Annotated in this window: 12 protein-coding genes, 1 tRNA gene and 1 pseudogene; 6 read left to right on the top strand and 8 right to left on the bottom strand. The window is 67.1% G+C overall.

Translation table 11 applies throughout. From position 1 onward, the window contains the following. The first annotated feature begins 25 nt into the window (after positions 1 to 25). Positions 26 to 1,150 (top strand): acetamidase/formamidase family protein, encoded by a 1,125-nt coding sequence (locus tag OO015_RS13210; RefSeq protein WP_265941918.1) that lies wholly within the window; start codon positions 26 to 28, stop codon positions 1,148 to 1,150. A 76-nt stretch (positions 1,151 to 1,226) separates the two neighbouring features. Here the strand turns inward: OO015_RS13210 and OO015_RS13205 are convergent, their stop codons facing one another. The 3 genes from OO015_RS13205 to OO015_RS13195 form a co-directional block, all read right to left on the bottom strand. Next, the gene (locus OO015_RS13205; RefSeq protein ID WP_265941916.1) at positions 1,227 to 1,658 is read right to left on the bottom strand and encodes an OsmC family protein; all 432 of its coding nucleotides are present in this window, start codon (positions 1,656 to 1,658) and stop codon (positions 1,227 to 1,229) included. A 74-nt stretch (positions 1,659 to 1,732) separates the two neighbouring features. Beyond that, positions 1,733 to 2,488, bottom strand: coding sequence for a coenzyme F420-0:L-glutamate ligase (gene cofE, locus OO015_RS13200; RefSeq protein WP_265941914.1), 756 nt, complete (start codon positions 2,486 to 2,488; stop codon positions 1,733 to 1,735). 3 nt (positions 2,489 to 2,491) lie between these two features. Beyond that, on the bottom strand, positions 2,492 to 2,950 hold the full coding sequence (locus tag OO015_RS13195) for a PPOX class F420-dependent oxidoreductase (protein ID WP_265941912.1): 459 nt from the start codon (positions 2,948 to 2,950) through the stop codon (positions 2,492 to 2,494). 200 nt (positions 2,951 to 3,150) lie between these two features. Between OO015_RS13195 and OO015_RS13190 the strand changes: the two genes are divergently transcribed. The 3 genes and pseudogenes from OO015_RS13190 to OO015_RS13180 all read left to right on the top strand — a co-directional run. After that, on the top strand, positions 3,151 to 4,023 hold the full coding sequence (locus OO015_RS13190; RefSeq protein ID WP_265941909.1) for an alpha/beta fold hydrolase: 873 nt from the start codon (positions 3,151 to 3,153) through the stop codon (positions 4,021 to 4,023). Beyond that, positions 4,001 to 4,129 (top strand): hypothetical protein, encoded by a 129-nt coding sequence (locus OO015_RS13185; RefSeq protein WP_265941907.1) that lies wholly within the window; start codon positions 4,001 to 4,003, stop codon positions 4,127 to 4,129. The genes OO015_RS13190 and OO015_RS13185 overlap by 23 nt, the downstream gene beginning before the upstream one ends. 12 nt (positions 4,130 to 4,141) lie before the next feature. Then, positions 4,142 to 4,477, top strand: a pseudogene (locus tag OO015_RS13180) (peroxiredoxin family protein); the annotation flags it as partial. 938 nt (positions 4,478 to 5,415) lie between these two features. Here the strand turns inward: OO015_RS13180 and OO015_RS13175 are convergent. Further along, positions 5,416 to 5,491 (bottom strand) — tRNA-Lys (locus tag OO015_RS13175). Positions 5,492 to 5,854: 363 nt separating this feature from the next. On the opposite strand from OO015_RS13175, the gene OO015_RS13170 reads away from it, so the two are divergent. Both OO015_RS13170 and OO015_RS13165 read left to right on the top strand, forming a co-directional pair. After that, positions 5,855 to 6,112, top strand: a complete 258-nt coding sequence (locus OO015_RS13170; RefSeq protein ID WP_265941905.1) for a protein-L-isoaspartate o-methyltransferase 1 — start codon at positions 5,855 to 5,857, stop codon at positions 6,110 to 6,112. Then, on the top strand, positions 6,109 to 6,918 hold the full coding sequence (locus tag OO015_RS13165; RefSeq protein ID WP_265941903.1) for a DUF92 domain-containing protein: 810 nt from the start codon (positions 6,109 to 6,111) through the stop codon (positions 6,916 to 6,918). Before OO015_RS13170 ends, OO015_RS13165 begins: the two co-directional genes overlap by 4 nt. Here OO015_RS13165 and OO015_RS13160 read toward each other — a convergent pair. The 4 genes from OO015_RS13160 to OO015_RS13145 form a co-directional block, all read right to left on the bottom strand. Beyond that, a complete protein-coding gene (locus OO015_RS13160; protein WP_265941901.1) occupies positions 6,899 to 7,564 on the bottom strand; it encodes a chlorite dismutase family protein in 666 nt (221 codons plus the stop codon). The genes OO015_RS13165 and OO015_RS13160 overlap by 20 nt on opposite strands. 262 nt (positions 7,565 to 7,826) lie before the next feature. Next, positions 7,827 to 10,490 carry a M16 family metallopeptidase gene (locus OO015_RS13155; RefSeq protein WP_265941899.1) on the bottom strand — a complete coding sequence of 888 codons (2,664 nt, stop codon included), beginning with the start codon at positions 10,488 to 10,490 and terminating at the stop codon, positions 7,827 to 7,829. Positions 10,491 to 10,524: 34 nt separating this feature from the next. Next, positions 10,525 to 13,305, bottom strand: a complete 2,781-nt coding sequence (gene acnA / locus OO015_RS13150; RefSeq protein WP_265941897.1) for an aconitate hydratase AcnA — start codon at positions 13,303 to 13,305, stop codon at positions 10,525 to 10,527. Between the two features lie 443 nt (positions 13,306 to 13,748). Continuing rightward, positions 13,749 to 14,753: an XdhC family protein gene (locus OO015_RS13145; RefSeq protein ID WP_265941895.1), complete on the bottom strand. Its 1,005-nt coding sequence runs from the start codon at positions 14,751 to 14,753 to the stop codon at positions 13,749 to 13,751. Between the last annotated feature and the right edge of the window lie 23 nt (positions 14,754 to 14,776).

The following is a 14,776-nucleotide window of genomic DNA, read 5'->3' as shown; positions in this document are numbered from 1 at the left end:
TCTACTGGGGAAGGAGGGTACAGCGATGATCCGTCATCAGCGGATCGGGATCGACCCCCTGCGACCGCTCGCCACGCAACCGGATAAGGGACACAACCGTTGGCACGAGGCGATTCCCCCTGCCCTCGAGGTCGAGCCGGGGCAACCGGTCGCGCTCGAAACCTGGGATGCCTTCGATGCGCAGCTCACCCCGCAATCGACGATCGCGGACGTGGCGAAAGCCGACCTCGGCCGGGTCCATCCCTTGACCGGTCCGGTCTTCGTCAAAGGCGCGCAACCGGGCGATCTTCTCGAGGTCAAGATTTTCGAGATCGAGGCCGATCCCTGGCAGCACTGGGGCTACACGGTGCAAGTTCCCGGCTTCGGCTTCCTCCGCGACCAGTTCCCGCAGCCGTACATCGTGCACTGGCACTTGTACGAGCAGTACGCCGAGTCACCGCAACTGCCCGGCGTACGCATCCCACGGTGCCCGCATCCTGGCACGATCGGCGTCGCGCCGTCGCGCGAACTCCGGGAGGAGGCGACGCGCCGGGAGGCCGAGCTCGCTGCCCGCGGCGGCTTCGCACTCCCGCCCGACCCGAGCGGAGCCGTGCCGGCCACCGAACCGATCGCCTCGGAGGGACTGCGGACGATCCCGCCACGGGAGAATGCCGGGAATCTCGACATCAAGCAGCTCACGCCCGGAGCGAGCGTCTTCATCCCGGTGTGGGTCGAAGGCGCGCTCTTCTCGATCGGTGACGTACATTTCGCCCAAGGAGACGGCGAAGTGTGCGGGACAGCGATCGAGATGCGCTCGGTGGTTCACCTCGAGTTCCGCGTGCACAAAGGCGAGGCCCGGCGGCGCGGCATCCGCACTGTCCAGTTCCTCCGCGACGGCTACTTCACGGCACCCGAAATGGCTGCCCCACGCCGCTTCTACGCGACGACCGGGATTTGTGTGCGCGACGGACGGAACGAGTCGGAAGACCTGACGCTCGCGGCGCGCGATGCCCTCTTCCGCATGATCGAGTACCTGCAGCGGCGCGGCTTCACCGCCCAGCAGGCGTACGCCCTCTGCAGCGTCGCCGTCGACTTGCGTGTCGCCGAAACCGTCGATGTCCCCAACGTCATGGTAACGGCCATCCTGCCGCTCGATATCTTCGTCGGCTGAGAAACCCGCACAGACAGCGAATCGGGCCGAAGGACGCACGCCTTCGGCCCGAACGATATCCCACGTGCGACACCGGTCAACTGGCCAGCCGGGCGGTGAGGACGATTTCCGGCACGCTCGAGAGCGCGTTCCCCACTGGGCATCCCAGCTTGGTCTGCTCGGCGATCTCCTGGAACGTCGCTGGATCGATTCCAGGCACCTTCGTTTCGGTCTCGAGTTCGATGCGGTCGATCACGATGCGGCCGTCGACCTGCTGGATACGCACGCGCGCGGTCGTTTGGATCCGCTCCGGCTCGTAGCCCGCGCGCCCCAGCTGAGCCGAGAGCGCCATGCTGAAGCAGCCGGCATAGGCGGCAGCGATCAGCTCCTCCGGGTTCGTTCCCGCCTCCTCGCCGAAGCGCGTGCCGAAAGAAAACGGGAACGAGAACACCCCGCTGCCTGCCGCCATCGTCCCCTTGCCGGTCTGCAGCGCACCTTCCCAAGTCGCCGTGGCACTCCGTACCGGCATGCGCTCCCCCCTTTCGGTCGGCAGATTACCAAACGCGAGTGGAGTATAATGCCCGCGCACTAGCCCGGACAACGTTATCGGAAGAGATCCCGATCGGGCGGCATCAGCAGCTCGCGACCGCTTCCATCGCCAGCCTCGAAACGGTAGCCACGGACGATCGCCGCCGGGCACCGTTCGGTCTTCCCCATCACGAGCTCCGCTGCGGCTGCCAGTTCATCCGCCACGGCGATGACCGTGACGCGAAGCTCGTTCCCGTACGGATCGTGCCGCCCGCGATAGTCCTCGAGCGGCCGGAGCCCGGCGACCCCGATGGCGACGTTGACGATGCCGTTCCGCCAGGCGCGCCCGAAGGTATCCGAGACGATGACCGCTGGCTCCCAGTTCGCCCGCTCGGCGAGTTCGCGACGGATAGTCGCTGCCGAGGCATCGGGATCGAGCGGCAAGAGCGCAGCCCAGCCAGGGGGTACGTTGGAGAGGTCGACACCGGCGTTCGCACAGACGAAACCGTGGCGCGTTTCGGCGATGATCAGCCCGCGATCCATGCGGACGATCCGCACGCTCTCCCGCAGCACCAGCTCGATCTGTCGCGGATCGCGCTCCCACCGCCGACCGTACTCGAGCGCCAGCGGCGAGGGCTCGACCGTCTCGAGCTCGACGAGGCGTCCCTCTGCTTTCGAGACCAGCTTCTGCGTCACCACGAGCACGTCTCCCGGCTCGCCCCGGAGGCCGCTCGCCGCCATCCCATCGAGAACCAACGCGGCGACCGAGTCGCCCGGTTTGGCTTCGGGAATCCCGTGGATCGGGACGATCCGCACCTCAGCGCGCGCCATCGCTCAGTCCTCACCGAATCCTTCCGCTACCACGCGCTCGATCCGCAAGAGGATGGTCACCCGACGTTGTGCCCGGAACTGCGGGATCCAGTCCGCTGCCTCACGCTCACCGACGTAGCGGACAGCGAGACGAGCGATATCCGCCTGCGCTCGCTCCTGATCCTCGATCAGTTCGACACGGCCGCTGAGCGTGACGTAGCGATAGCCATCGGGCACACAGAGCGAGGCCCGCGGATCGCGCCGCAGATCGGCGAGTTTAGCGCGACCTTCCGCCGTATTCATCAGTACCGTACGGTCGTCGACGAGCTCGTACCACATCACCGATTGGCGCGGCCGACCGTCCGGTGCGATCGTCGCCAGCACGCCGAAGCGAGGCGCCAGGAGGAAATCACGAAGCTTCTCGGAGAGTTTCGCCATACCCCACAATCCCTCCTCGCCGAACCGAGTCCGCAACCGGAGCATGGCACGATCCTCGTCTGCCCAGCAAGCGCGGCGCGGTCACGGTCGGTTCGGACGAGCGCATTCGCGACTGTGGAGCAGACTGGTGCAGAACCGAGAGTACGCGCCAGCCACTCGTCGCCTGCGAACTCCTCATCCGGCAACCGTACGTCCTTGCCGAATACCGCTGTGCCTGTCATCCTTGTGGTGGCGAGGAGCGACCCATGGCATCACTGCGCCCGCGAATCCTAGCTCTCGATAGCCTGCGCGTTTTCCTGCTGGAGGCGGGTGACGACCGGCTTCCCCTTCTCATCCTGCACGGATTCGCCTCGAGCGCGCTCGCGTGGGCGCGAATCATCGAGGCACTCGGCGCTGACCGCCACGTCGTCGCTTACGACCGCCCCGGATTCGGGCTCACCGTCGTGGCCGCTCCCCGGTGGAAGGGGCTCGATCCCTACGCGCCGGATGCCCAAGTACCGATCGCCACTGAACTCTTGGAGTATCTGGGGATCCATCGGTGTGTCGTCCTCGGTCACTCGATGGGTGGGCGGCTGGCTTACGAACTCGCCGTGGCCCAGCCGGAGCGCGTGGCAGGGCTGATCCTGGTCGCTCCTGCATGGGAGCGCCCTAGCGCGCCCCGTCTCGCGAAGCTGCTCTGCCAGCCGATCGTGGCGTCCCTCGCCCGAGCGCTCCTGCGCCTGGCGAGTCCACTCGCGTTCTGGGCTGGTCAGCGGCTCGCCTGGGCCAGCTCGCCACCTCGGGACATCGCTGACGGTGTGGTGGCAGTCAGCATCCCCGGGTGGGAGGAGCGGTTGTGGCGGGTGACGTGTGCGACGTTGGCCACGCCGAAGACACCGCTACCCGCCCTACCGCGACCGATTCCGACCGTGATGATTCTCGGGGAGCGCGACCGCATCGTGTCGAACGCACGGTCACGCGCACTGGCTCCGGTGTGGTACGTGGGTGGTGCACCGCTCCAGGTCGTCAGCTTCGAGCGGAGCGGGCATCTCCCGCATCTCGAAGAGTCGAGCCGTTTCATCGAGACGGTGAAAACGTTTCTCCAGGAGGTCGAAGATGGCGCGGCTGCAACCCGGTGACCGCTTGCCGGAATGGACCGGCGTGACCACCCGTGGCGAACCGATCGGCACGGCACAGTTGCGTGGTCGACCCGCAGTCATCGTGCTGTTACGCGGCCTCCGCTGACCCTACTGCCGAGCGCACCTGGCGCAGTTGCGCCAGCACTACGACGAGTTCCGCGAGCGGGGCATCGAGATCGTCGCGATCGCTCCCGACGGGCCGCGCGCGCTCGCCCGCTACTGGGAGCAACATGCCATACCGTTCCCCGGCATACCGGATCCTGAGCATCGCATCGCTGCGCTTCTGGGGCAAGAGGTGAAGCTGCTCAAGCTCGGGCGCATGCCAGCGGTGCTGGTGGTCGATGCCGACGGCATCGTCCGCGCCGCCTGGTACGGCGAGTCCATGCGGGATATCCCGTCGGTCGAGGAGACGCTGCAGGCACTCCAGGATCAGGGTACATCCCACGATCGTTGAGCGGGCACCACGAGCCGTCAGGAAGGACGCCGGAAGGTGCGCTCCCGTCGCAGGCATCGGACGGTCGTAGCGCTGGACGTGCGATCGAGGGCGTTCGACGGGAGCCGGGAACCGGGACCAGTCCGCCCGGCGATACCGTCGGTGGAGGGAGGAGCGAACGGCCGGCCGAGCGCGTCGCTGGGTTGCACAACTGCCGAGCGACACGCGCGCACGGCTCGCGTGAGCAACCCAAGGAGCGGAGCATCACCCGCAGGTTGGCGATGGCTCTCGTGCCCGCGCGTCTCTCCTCGCTCGCCAGCCAGCTCGAAAGCGTTGGGATACCTCTTTCCGGCCGTCCTCACGCTCTCTGCTGAGAGCCGCTGCGTTTTCCAGCACTGGCGGATATCCTCGTCGACCTTCTCCAAACATTCCCCCGTACGACTCCCAGATTGGTTACGGGATATCGGTCAATACCGTCAGACGGACGTGCCGAGCGGAAAGACTGATTTGTAGAGTACTCGCCCGCTTCTTTGCACTCTTCGCAGTGAGAGCATTTCACAAAGAGAGCGTCCCGACCTCGCGAGCACTCGTGCGTGTCAAGCCTACGGCCGAGTAGTCGAGCACCGCGCTCGACGGAGTCGCAAGATGGCAGCGGGGGTCGAGCCGGTGAGCACACTGCGGAGCGCACTCGCGGCGACCCCGAGCGCCACCCTCGCGCGAGCGCTTCGGTTTACCCGTCCGGCATACCGATGCGATGCGCGCGCTCACTGCTGGTGTCGGTTCGAAGCAGACAGGGACGCTCCTCGGACACCCATGCCTGCGTGCGACTGCCGAGTGCTCCGCGATTGCGATGGAGCGATCCTACTGACCCCACGCTGACCACACGCCGCACAGACGAAAAGCGGCCGGTTTTCGCACTCGGCCGCCGCTTCGGTTCCGCGTCGTCTCGCGGTTTTCTCTGGTAGGCCGGGTGGGACTCGAACCCACAGCCCGCGGATTAAAAGTCCGCTGCTCTGCCAGTTGAGCTACCAGCCCGCATCCCGGCGGTTCCCCCGCCGGGCTCATCCTAAGTGTACGCGATATCTGCCCGCTCGTACAGCCCGGCGCGCTGTCCTGGACCCGCCCCACGCCCCCGAACGCCGGGATCGGTGCCCTCTCGCACGACGGCCCCGACCTCCACCTGTCGCGACGCAATGCTCCGCCGCCCCGGTCTCCACCGGCGATCCCGAACCACACACGCTCCAGCCTGCACCCTCCGCGACGTCCCGGTTCCGACCGATCCATCAGCCTCCATTCCACCACCGAGGGGAGGGTGAGAGATCCGCTCGAGGTACGTCCGCAGCCAACCCCAGAGCCGTCGGGAGCGTGTACGCTTACGGTGCGAACGAGGAGGGTCCGATGGCTGCGCTCGACGAAGCGCACGCTCGCGCACTCGCGCTGCGCGCCCTCGACCAGCTCGGCGGTCCACGTGCCGTTTACCGCTCACCGCGCCACCCGTTCTCGCTCGCGGGCACCCGGACGCTCCGCATCGACGAGTACGAAGTCCGCGTCCGCTACGGCGAGATCAGCGCACCGGCCGTCGTCGAGCTGGCCGGTTTCGTCTTCGAGATTCGCGATGAGGAGCTGATCCTCCTCTTCGCACCACCGGAACGATGAGCGCGCATCCCGCTGGCCCTGCCCTCCGCCTGCTCACCGGAACGCTCCTCGCCACGCCGATCGCCTACCTCGGCTACCAGCGCAGCGCGCTCGACCGGGGCGGCGCCCTGGCTGCGGCGGCCGTTGGCGCACTGGTCTATGCGGGGGGCGGTTTCGCATGGTCATTACCGATGATCGGCTTTTTCGCCTCGGCGAGCATCCTGACCAGGATACGCTCGGTACGGCAGAGGGCTGGCCACACAGCTGGCTCCGAAGAGACTGCGCGCACGGCTCGCCAGGTGGCCGCGAACGGCGGAGTCGCCGCGCTGCTCGGTCTACTCGAGTTCTGCACGCCCCGCCCGGCGTGGACAGCCCCCTATCTCGGCGCCGTCGCTGCCGCTGCCGCCGATACCTGGGCGACCGAAATCGGTGGACTCAGCCCAGGGTTGCCCCGCTCGCTCCGCACTGGTCGTCCTGTGCCGCACGGCACGTCGGGCGCGGTCACCCCACTCGGGACCGCAGCCATGGTCGCTGGAGCGGGACTGGTCGCGCTCCTCGCGCCCCGGACAGTCCCACGCTGGGTCGTCCTCCTCGCCGGCTGCACCGGGGCAGTCGTGGACACGCTCCTCGGGGCGACCGTCCAGGCACGCTACCGCTGCGCGTGCTGCAGCCGCATCGTGGAAGATCCGCGGCACGACTGCCCGGGACGCGTCCAGCGGGAAAGCGGCCTTCCGGGCGTGACCAACGACACGGTCAATGTACTCGCCACACTCTGCGCGGCGGGAGCGGCTGCCGCACTCGCGCGCCTCAACCGACGAGCCGGCTAAGCGCTTCGCGTGGCTCGAACCGCTGCCCGAGGAAGATCGGCGTATCGAGCTGCGTGTACTTGCGCACTTCCGCAGCGCGCAAGCGCTGGACCATCCTGATCAGTGTCGCGACGTCGTCGTCCTCGAGCGCGACGATGAACTCCTGATCCTGAACGCCGAACGAGTTGACGGTATTGGTCAGGACGCTCGGGAATTCGTCACCGAGCCGGCCATGCTCGGCCATCAAGCGCCGTCGTTCCTCGAAGGGCAAGAGGTACCATTCGGGCGTCTTGACGAAGGGGTAGACGCTCAAGTAGCGCTTCGGTGCAACACCGCGCAGGAAGGCCGGCCCGTGCGTGGGATCGTACTGCGACACCCCTGCCATGCCGAAGTAGGTGTAGCGGAACGGGAGTGCCCGGCCCAGCTCCGTCCGCCGGAGCGCCAGCGCGAGCTCCTGGAAATGCGCCGGATCGTAGCCGATGAGCCAGAGAATCAGATCGACGTCCGGGCGGAAGCCGACGGTGAGATAGGCCCCGCGGAGTTGCGTTCCCTCGCTCCGCTCCAGCACCCGGACGAACTCCTCGATCACCCCGCTCGTCTCGACGGGCAGCCGGTCACGCTCGAGTGCCGCCAGCCAGAAGACCGTGTACTGCGGTACGTCCCGCATCGCCCAGCCTCCATTCCTGTCCCAGGCTCGTCGCTCCTTCCGGTCCCTGCGGCCGATTCTGCCAAACCTCCCGAAATTGGTCGAGTCGGACTTTCTCCGACAGTGCTGCGAGGACACACCGTTCCGGTGAACCGGCTGGAAGCGTCGTCGTCCACCGTGCTGCGCGCGCACCGCATCGCCAGCCTCGCTCCGACGGCAAACGAGGGATCGCCAGGAATGACGTGTTCTCGCGAGAACGTTGAGGCGGCAGCCAGCGCGTCGCTCAGACCTGCGGCTCGGCACCGGCGACAGCCGGTGGTTCATCCGGCCCCACGATCACGACATGCATGCGTTCGGTGTCGAGATAGCGCAATACCACGGCCCGCACCGACTCCGCATCCAGCCCTGCCAGGAGGTCCGGTAAACGCGCGAAGTAATCGAGGCCGAGCTCGTAGAACACGAGATCGAGCAACGCACCCGCGATCCCCCCAGCGGTCGAAAGACCGAGGACGACGTTCCCCGTCAACGCCGTCTTGGCATCGGCCAATTCGGTAGCGGTCGGCCCTTCGCTCCGGAACCGCTCCACTTCCTCGCAGATCTCCGCCACGACGCGCTCGACGTGCACGGGTGCGACGCCCGCATAGGCATTCCAGAATCCCGTGGTCAAACCTGTTTCCAGGGCACTGGCCGCGTAATAGGCGAGGCCAGACCGCTCGCGGACGCGCGCGCCGATGCGTCCCATGAGTCCCAGGCGACCGAGGATCACGTTCGCCAGCCGGAGCGCCTCGAAATCCGGATGACGGCGCGGAATCGTGAGGATACCGAGAGCGAGGTCAGCCTGCTGTTTGCCCGGCAAGCGCTCCTGTCGCCGTATCCCGCGTTCCGGCGGCGCGACTGGCGGGGGTTCCAACGGCGGAGCCGTCCCCTGCCAGTCGGCGAAGGCGCGAGCGAGTACCGTACCGACTCGCTGGGGATCGACACCACCCGCCGCGGCGATCACCGCACCGGTCGGCCGGTAGAAGCGCTCGTGGAACGAGCGGACAGACGCGAGCGAGAGCGACTCGAGCGACTCTTCCGTGCCCAGTACCCGGTGATGGTACGGGTGACCGGGCGGATACAACAGGGTACGCAACAGCGCATCGGCCTGCGCCCGTGTACTCTGCTGCGCTTGCCGCAGCGCGGTGAGTGCCTGCTGCCGCACGCGCTCGAGTTGCTCCTCGGGGAACGCCGGTTCCAGCACTGTCTCGACGAGAAGGGGGAGCGCAGCATCCAGCACCTCGACGAGGCACGTGAGCGTGATGTCGACCCCATCACGGCCGACGCCCACCGAGAGCGTGGCTCCCAGACGATCCAACTCCTCGTTGAAGGCGGCTTCGTCCCACCGTTTCGTCCCGCGGGTAAGCAGCTGACCCGTCACATAGGCCAATCCTGGCTGTCCGGCATCCCGGGCAGCACCAGCCGGCAAGCGCAGGCCGACGACAGCCAGCCGACTCGCCGGGATCTCCTGACCGACGAAGCGTGCACCGTTGGGAAGCACGTCTTCGTACGCAGCCAGCTCGATCCGCGGCAACACGATCGGCTCGACCGGTGTATCCGGTGACTCGCGGAACCAGCAGCGCGGCGCAACGGCGACGGGCGTGTTCATCTGCTGCCCTCCTGTCCCGGTGTCACCGGGAACCGGTTCGAGCCAGCCCACCGTGCGCTGCTCGACCCGAAGATAGGAGTTGGCGACCCGCAGGAGATCGTCTGCCGTGACCTGCTCGATCTCGGCGAGCAGCCGCTCGGGAGAACGCCCTGGGCTCACCATCGCCAGGGAGCCGAGCAAGGCTGCCCGGCTCTGCGCGCTCTCGTTGGCTGCTGCGAATTGCACGGCGAGTTGCCGCTTCGCCCTGCCCAGCTCTTCGGTATCGACCGCGTCCTCCCGTAGACGCGCGATCTCCTCGTCGACGATCCGCTCCACTACTGCTGGCTCGGCGAGCGGTGTCAGCGTCGCCGACACGGTGAACAGGAAGGGATCGAGCGTGAGCGACATGCTCGAGGCTGCCGCAGTACAGAGGCCGGACGCGACCAGCGCACGGTAGAGCCGGGAACTCCGCCCCATCCCACCGCCACCGAAGGCGACCGGTTTGCCGCCCGAGAGCACCGCGTCGAGGACGAGCAGCGCCGGTGTATCGGGATGCGTCGCTTCCGGGGCGTGCCAGGCCATGAGCAGCTGCGCGGTCGGCGCTGGCCGGCGTACCGTCACCCGCCGTTCTCCCCACTGTTCCGGTTCGCGGACGCGCAGCAACGGGGGCGGGTCGCTACCCGGGAGACCAGCGAATCGTTGCTCCACTGCCGCGAGCGCTTCGTCGGGATCGATGTCTCCGACGACGACCAGTACCGCGTTGGCGGGTCGATAGTAGGTGCGATAGTGGCGATAGAGGTCGTCGCGCGTGATCTGCAGGAGATCCTCTCGATAGCCGATGACCGGATGCCCGTACGGGTGCGCCCGGAACGCCGCGGCGAGTACCTCCTCGCGGAGATAGGTACCCGGCTGGTTCTCGCTTCCGGCCCGTTCGGAGAGGATCACCGTGCGCTCGCGCTCGACCTCGGCCGGATCGAAGGTCGCGGCAACCATTCGATCGGCCTCGATATCGAGCGCGAGCTGCCAACCCGGTGTCGGGAGTGTCTCGAAGTAGGCCGTGTAGTCGAGCCAGGTGAACCCGTTGAGCGTCCCGCCCCAGCGATTCACCTGGCGGAAGATCGAACCGGGTGGGAAGCGCGGCGTTCCCTTGAAGAGCATGTGCTCGACCCAGTGCGACAGGCCGGTCACCCCCGGGAGCTCGTTCCGGCTACCCACCCGGTACCAGATCCAGCACGAGACGACGGGCACGTGGCGCAGCGGCTGGACGAGGACAGTGAGCCCATTCGTCAAGCGCGTTTCGAGCGTTCGTTGACCGTCCGACATCACCGTCCCCGTCCACCGATCGCGGCGCTGCCGCTCAGGCCTCGCCCCGGATCAGTCGCCGCAAGACATACGGCAAGATCCCGCCGTGCCGGTAGTACTCGATCTCCATCTCGGTATCCAGTCGCGCGATGGCCTGGAACTCGATCGCCTTCCCGTTCTCACGCTCGGCACGGACCGTGAGGAGCTCGCGCGGCTCCAGGCCATCGGCGATTCCGGTGATGGTGAACCGCTCGCTCCCGTCCAGTCCGAGCGACTCCGCGTTCTGACCGGGGAGGAATTGCAGCGGCAGGATACCCATCCCGACTAGGTTGCTGCGGTGAATCCGCTCGAAGCTCTCGGCGAGCACGGCGCGGACGCCGAGGAGCATCGGCCCCTTCGCTGCCCAATCGCGGGAACTTCCGCTGCCGTACTCTTTGCCGGCGATGACGATCAGCGGGGTACCTGCCATCTGGTAGCGCAGCGAGGCTTCGTAGATCGTCACCAGTTCGCCGCTCGGGAAGTGCACCGTCCAGCCACCCTCGCGCCCCTGGGCCAGCCGGTTGCGCAACCGGATGTTGGCGAAGGTCCCGCGCACCATCACCTCGTGGTTGCCCCGCCGTGCGCCGTAGCTGTTGAAGTCCTTCGGCTGCACACCGCGCTCGATCAGGTACTGCCCAGCCGGGCTGTTCACCGGGATCGAGCCGGCTGGCGAGATATGGTCGGTCGTGACCGAGTCGCCCAACCAGGCCAGGACGCGCGCCCGCTCGATATCGCGCAACGGCGGCGGCTCGAGCGTGAGATCCTTGAAGAACGGCGGCTCCTGGATGTACGTCGAGTTCGGATCCCAGTGGTAGAGATCCCCGGTCGGCACCGGGAGCGAGCGCCACCGCTCGTCGCCAGTGAAGACTTCTCGGTACCGTTCGATGAACAACTCCGGCCCGATCGCCTTCTCCATCGCTTCGCGGATCTCTTCCGGCGTCGGCCAGACGTCACGCAGGTAGACCGGCTCGCCGTTCGGATCGTAGCCGAGCGGCTCGGTCGTGAGGTCGATATCGACGCGGCCCGCGATCGCGAACGCGACCACCAGTGGCGGCGAGGCCAGGTAGGCCGCGCGCACCTGCGGGTGGATGCGTCCCTCGAAGTTCCGGTTCCCGCTCAGCACCGCTGCGACTACCAGCTCGTGCTCTTGGACCGCTTTGGCGATCGGTTCCGGCAACGGCCCGCTGTTCCCGATGCAGGTCGTGCAGCCATACCCGACGAGATGGAAGCGCAGCGCTTCCAGGTACGGCATCAATCCAGCACGCTCCAGATACGCCGTCACCACGCCCGACCCCGGAGCGAGACTCGTCTTGACAGCCGGGTTGGTATCCAGCCCGCGTTCGACTGCCTTCTTGGCCAGGATACCAGCCCCGAGCATCACTTCCGGGTTGGACGTATTCGTGCAGCTCGTGATCGCCGCGATCACCACCGACCCGTGTGTCAGCTCGACGTGTCGCCCGTCCAGATGCACGTCGACGACCTTCCGCCGCTGGCTCACCGGCACGACCGGCTCGCTCGGCTCTTGCGCCTCGTTCACCGAGCCGCCTTCCCAGTCGAACCGCTCCTGCTCGGTCTGCGGCTGGGGCGAGAACTGCTCCGGGAATGCGGCCCGCAAGCTTGCCGGAAGCTCGGAGAGCCGCACCCGGTCCTGCGGGCGACGTGGCCCGGCCAAGCTCGGCTCGAGTGTCGAGAGATCGAGTTCGACGACCTGGTCGAAGACCGGTTCGGGGTCCTCCGGCGCCCGGAACAGCCCTTGCTCCTTGGCGTAGGCCTCGACCAGCCGCACGTGCCCTTCGCTACGTCCAGTCAGACGGAGATAGCCGAGCGTCTCGTCGTCGATCGGGAACATCACCGCTGTCGCCCCCATTTCCGGGGACATGTTGGAGATCGTGGCGCGATCCGGCAGGCTGAGGTGCTTGAGCCCCGGACCGAAGACTTCCACGAACTTCCCGACCACGCCGACCTGCCGCAAGAGCTGCGTGATGGTGAGCACCAGGTCGGTCGCCGTGACGCCTCCCGGCGGCTCGCCGATGAGGCGCAGCCCGACGACCTCAGGCAACAGGAGATAGATCGGCTGACCGAGCAACACTGCCTCGGCTTCGATACCACCGACACCCCAGCCGAGCACGCCGAGAGCATTCACCATCGTCGTATGCGAGTCCGTCCCGACCAGCGTATCGGGGAAGGCGACCGCGTCACCGTCGCTCTGCCGAACGGTGACGACCGACGCCAGGTACTCAATGTTCACCTGGTGCACGATCCCGGTTCCCGGTGGCACCACCCGGAAGTTGCGGAACGCCTGCTGTGCCCAGCGCAAGAGCGCGTAGCGTTCCCGGTTCCGCTCGTACTCCTTCTCGACGTTGCGCTGGAAGGCAACGGTCGTGCCGAACACATCGACTTGGACTGAGTGATCGATCACCAGATCCACAGGTACCAGGGGGTTGATCCGCGCTGGATCACCGCCGAGTCGCGCGACAGCCGTCCGCATCGCCGCCAGGTCGACCACTGCCGGGACCCCAGTGAAGTCCTGCAGCAAGACGCGCGCCGGCAAGAAGGGAAACTCGCGAGCAGGTTTCTCACCTGGTCGCCAGCTCGCCACGAGCTGCACGTCGTCCGCGCTGAAGGCTTCCGACCCAGCCAGACGCAGGACGTTCTCGAGCAAGACCTTCACGGTGAAGGGTAACCGATCGAGGTCGACCGCCAGCCGGTCGGCGATGCGCTCGAGCCGGTAGTAACTGACCCGACCTTCCGGTGTCTCCAGCGCTGCTCGCGCACCGAAGAGATCGTTTCCCTGCATCGTCCGAACTCCCTCTCCCGCACGGTACACCGCGGGTCGTTCGCGCTTCTCGACCGCTTCTAACTCTACTGCGACCGATCCATCCCGGTCAGGCTCGCGTTGCGAGCGTCGATCGGGGCATCTACCGGTTGAGCACGGAAGTCCAGGTTTTCCTGACAGACACGGCCTCGCCGCTGCGTTACACTACCGTTCGCAGCGTGAACGAGGGTCGGCTTCCTGCCGAACCGAAAGATTGCGCTGCAGTCTGTGACCGACTCGGCCTTCCTCTCGAGTCGGTGACCGAATACCCTCTCTGCACCTCCAGTTTCCCCCTCTCTACCCCTCTCTTCGGGGCGGTGTCCAGAGGCCGCCCCGCCCTCGTTCATGCTCACGGGAACGGCGAGACACGCAAGCAACTCCCGCTGGAAAACCAGCGGGACCAGCCGCAGCAGTGACGAGTCCTGTCACGAGGCGTGGAGATACGCTTCCGGATCCGCTTCGAACAATCGCCGGCAGGCCGGGCAGCAGAAATAGTAGCGGCGTCCCCGATAGTCGACAGAGTGACGGGCTGTCGTCGGATCGACGACCATACCGCAGACCGGATCGATCGTCTCCGGTGGGCTCTCGGCCTGGCTCGCGACAGCGTCCAGCTGCCAGGCACTCCGCCACTCCTGCTTCCGCGCGATCAACTCCGCCAGGATGCTGACCGCGATCTCCTCTGGGCTCTGTGCTCGGATGTCGAGCCCAGCTGGCGCCTTGACACGAGCCAGGAGCTCGGCCGGTAGGTCACGTGCCAGCGTCTCGCGGATCGCTGCAAACCGCTTCCGACTGGCCACGAGTTCGACGAGCGGCACGCCGCCGCGCAATGCTGCCTCGAGCGCGTCCTCGTCGTAGGCCCCCAGACTCGCCACGACCGCGGCGGTCGGGCGTCGCTGTGGCCGATCGCCGGGGTCGAGCCCGTCGACCAATTCGTCGGCGCCAGCTGGTGCCGCCACCGCGCCGGGACGCAGCGCGACGACGTAGTAGCCCATGGCATCGGCCAGCCGCACGAGCGCATCGGCTACCGGACTCTCACCGTAGACGAGCAGTTGCGGTGCCGGCAGGAACGGCTCCAGGAAGATCTCGAGCGCTCCCTCGCTGTGACACGTCATCGGTGCCATCACCACTCCCGGTCGTGCCGGTCCGCCTTCGCCGCCAGCCGGATCGATCCGGAGGATCCGCGCCTGACCGTCGTGCAAGGCCGCGATCGCTTCCCGCATCACGGCCGGCTGCGCACAGCTCCCGCCGACCCAGCCGAACAGCGCGCCGTCCGCCGTCACGATGCCCTTGGCACCGGGCTTGGCCGAGGTCGGACTCTGGCTCCAGACGACAGTTGCGAGGACGAAGGGAATTCCCCGTTCGCGGAGCTCGACCGCGAGCGCGAAAAGGTCTCGGGCCAGCTGCCTCTCGCTACCGTGCCGCTCCGTCATGCTGCTCCTCGCCCAGCAGGTCG

It is taken from the genome of Thermomicrobium sp. 4228-Ro (assembly GCF_026241205.1).
In the GTDB taxonomy this organism is placed as follows: domain Bacteria; phylum Chloroflexota; class Chloroflexia; order Thermomicrobiales; family Thermomicrobiaceae; genus Thermomicrobium.
This window is presented reverse-complemented; position numbering and strand designations above follow the sequence as displayed.

Coding starts and splice junctions, on each gene's coding strand:
- OO015_RS13210 (WP_265941918.1), top strand. CDS start 26: ATGATCCGTCATCAGCGGATCGGGATCGACCCCCTGCGACCGCTCGCC.
- OO015_RS13205 (WP_265941916.1), bottom strand. CDS start 1,658: ATGCCGGTACGGAGTGCCACGGCGACTTGGGAAGGTGCGCTGCAGACC.
- cofE (WP_265941914.1), bottom strand. CDS start 2,488: ATGGCGCGCGCTGAGGTGCGGATCGTCCCGATCCACGGGATTCCCGAA.
- OO015_RS13195 (WP_265941912.1), bottom strand. CDS start 2,950: ATGCTCCGGTTGCGGACTCGGTTCGGCGAGGAGGGATTGTGGGGTATG.
- OO015_RS13190 (WP_265941909.1), top strand. CDS start 3,151: ATGGCATCACTGCGCCCGCGAATCCTAGCTCTCGATAGCCTGCGCGTT.
- OO015_RS13185 (WP_265941907.1), top strand. CDS start 4,001: ATGGCGCGGCTGCAACCCGGTGACCGCTTGCCGGAATGGACCGGCGTG.
- OO015_RS13170 (WP_265941905.1), top strand. CDS start 5,855: ATGGCTGCGCTCGACGAAGCGCACGCTCGCGCACTCGCGCTGCGCGCC.
- OO015_RS13165 (WP_265941903.1), top strand. CDS start 6,109: ATGAGCGCGCATCCCGCTGGCCCTGCCCTCCGCCTGCTCACCGGAACG.
- OO015_RS13160 (WP_265941901.1), bottom strand. CDS start 7,564: ATGCGGGACGTACCGCAGTACACGGTCTTCTGGCTGGCGGCACTCGAG.
- OO015_RS13155 (WP_265941899.1), bottom strand. CDS start 10,490: ATGTCGGACGGTCAACGAACGCTCGAAACGCGCTTGACGAATGGGCTC.
- acnA (WP_265941897.1), bottom strand. CDS start 13,305: ATGCAGGGAAACGATCTCTTCGGTGCGCGAGCAGCGCTGGAGACACCG.
- OO015_RS13145 (WP_265941895.1), bottom strand. CDS start 14,753: ATGACGGAGCGGCACGGTAGCGAGAGGCAGCTGGCCCGAGACCTTTTC.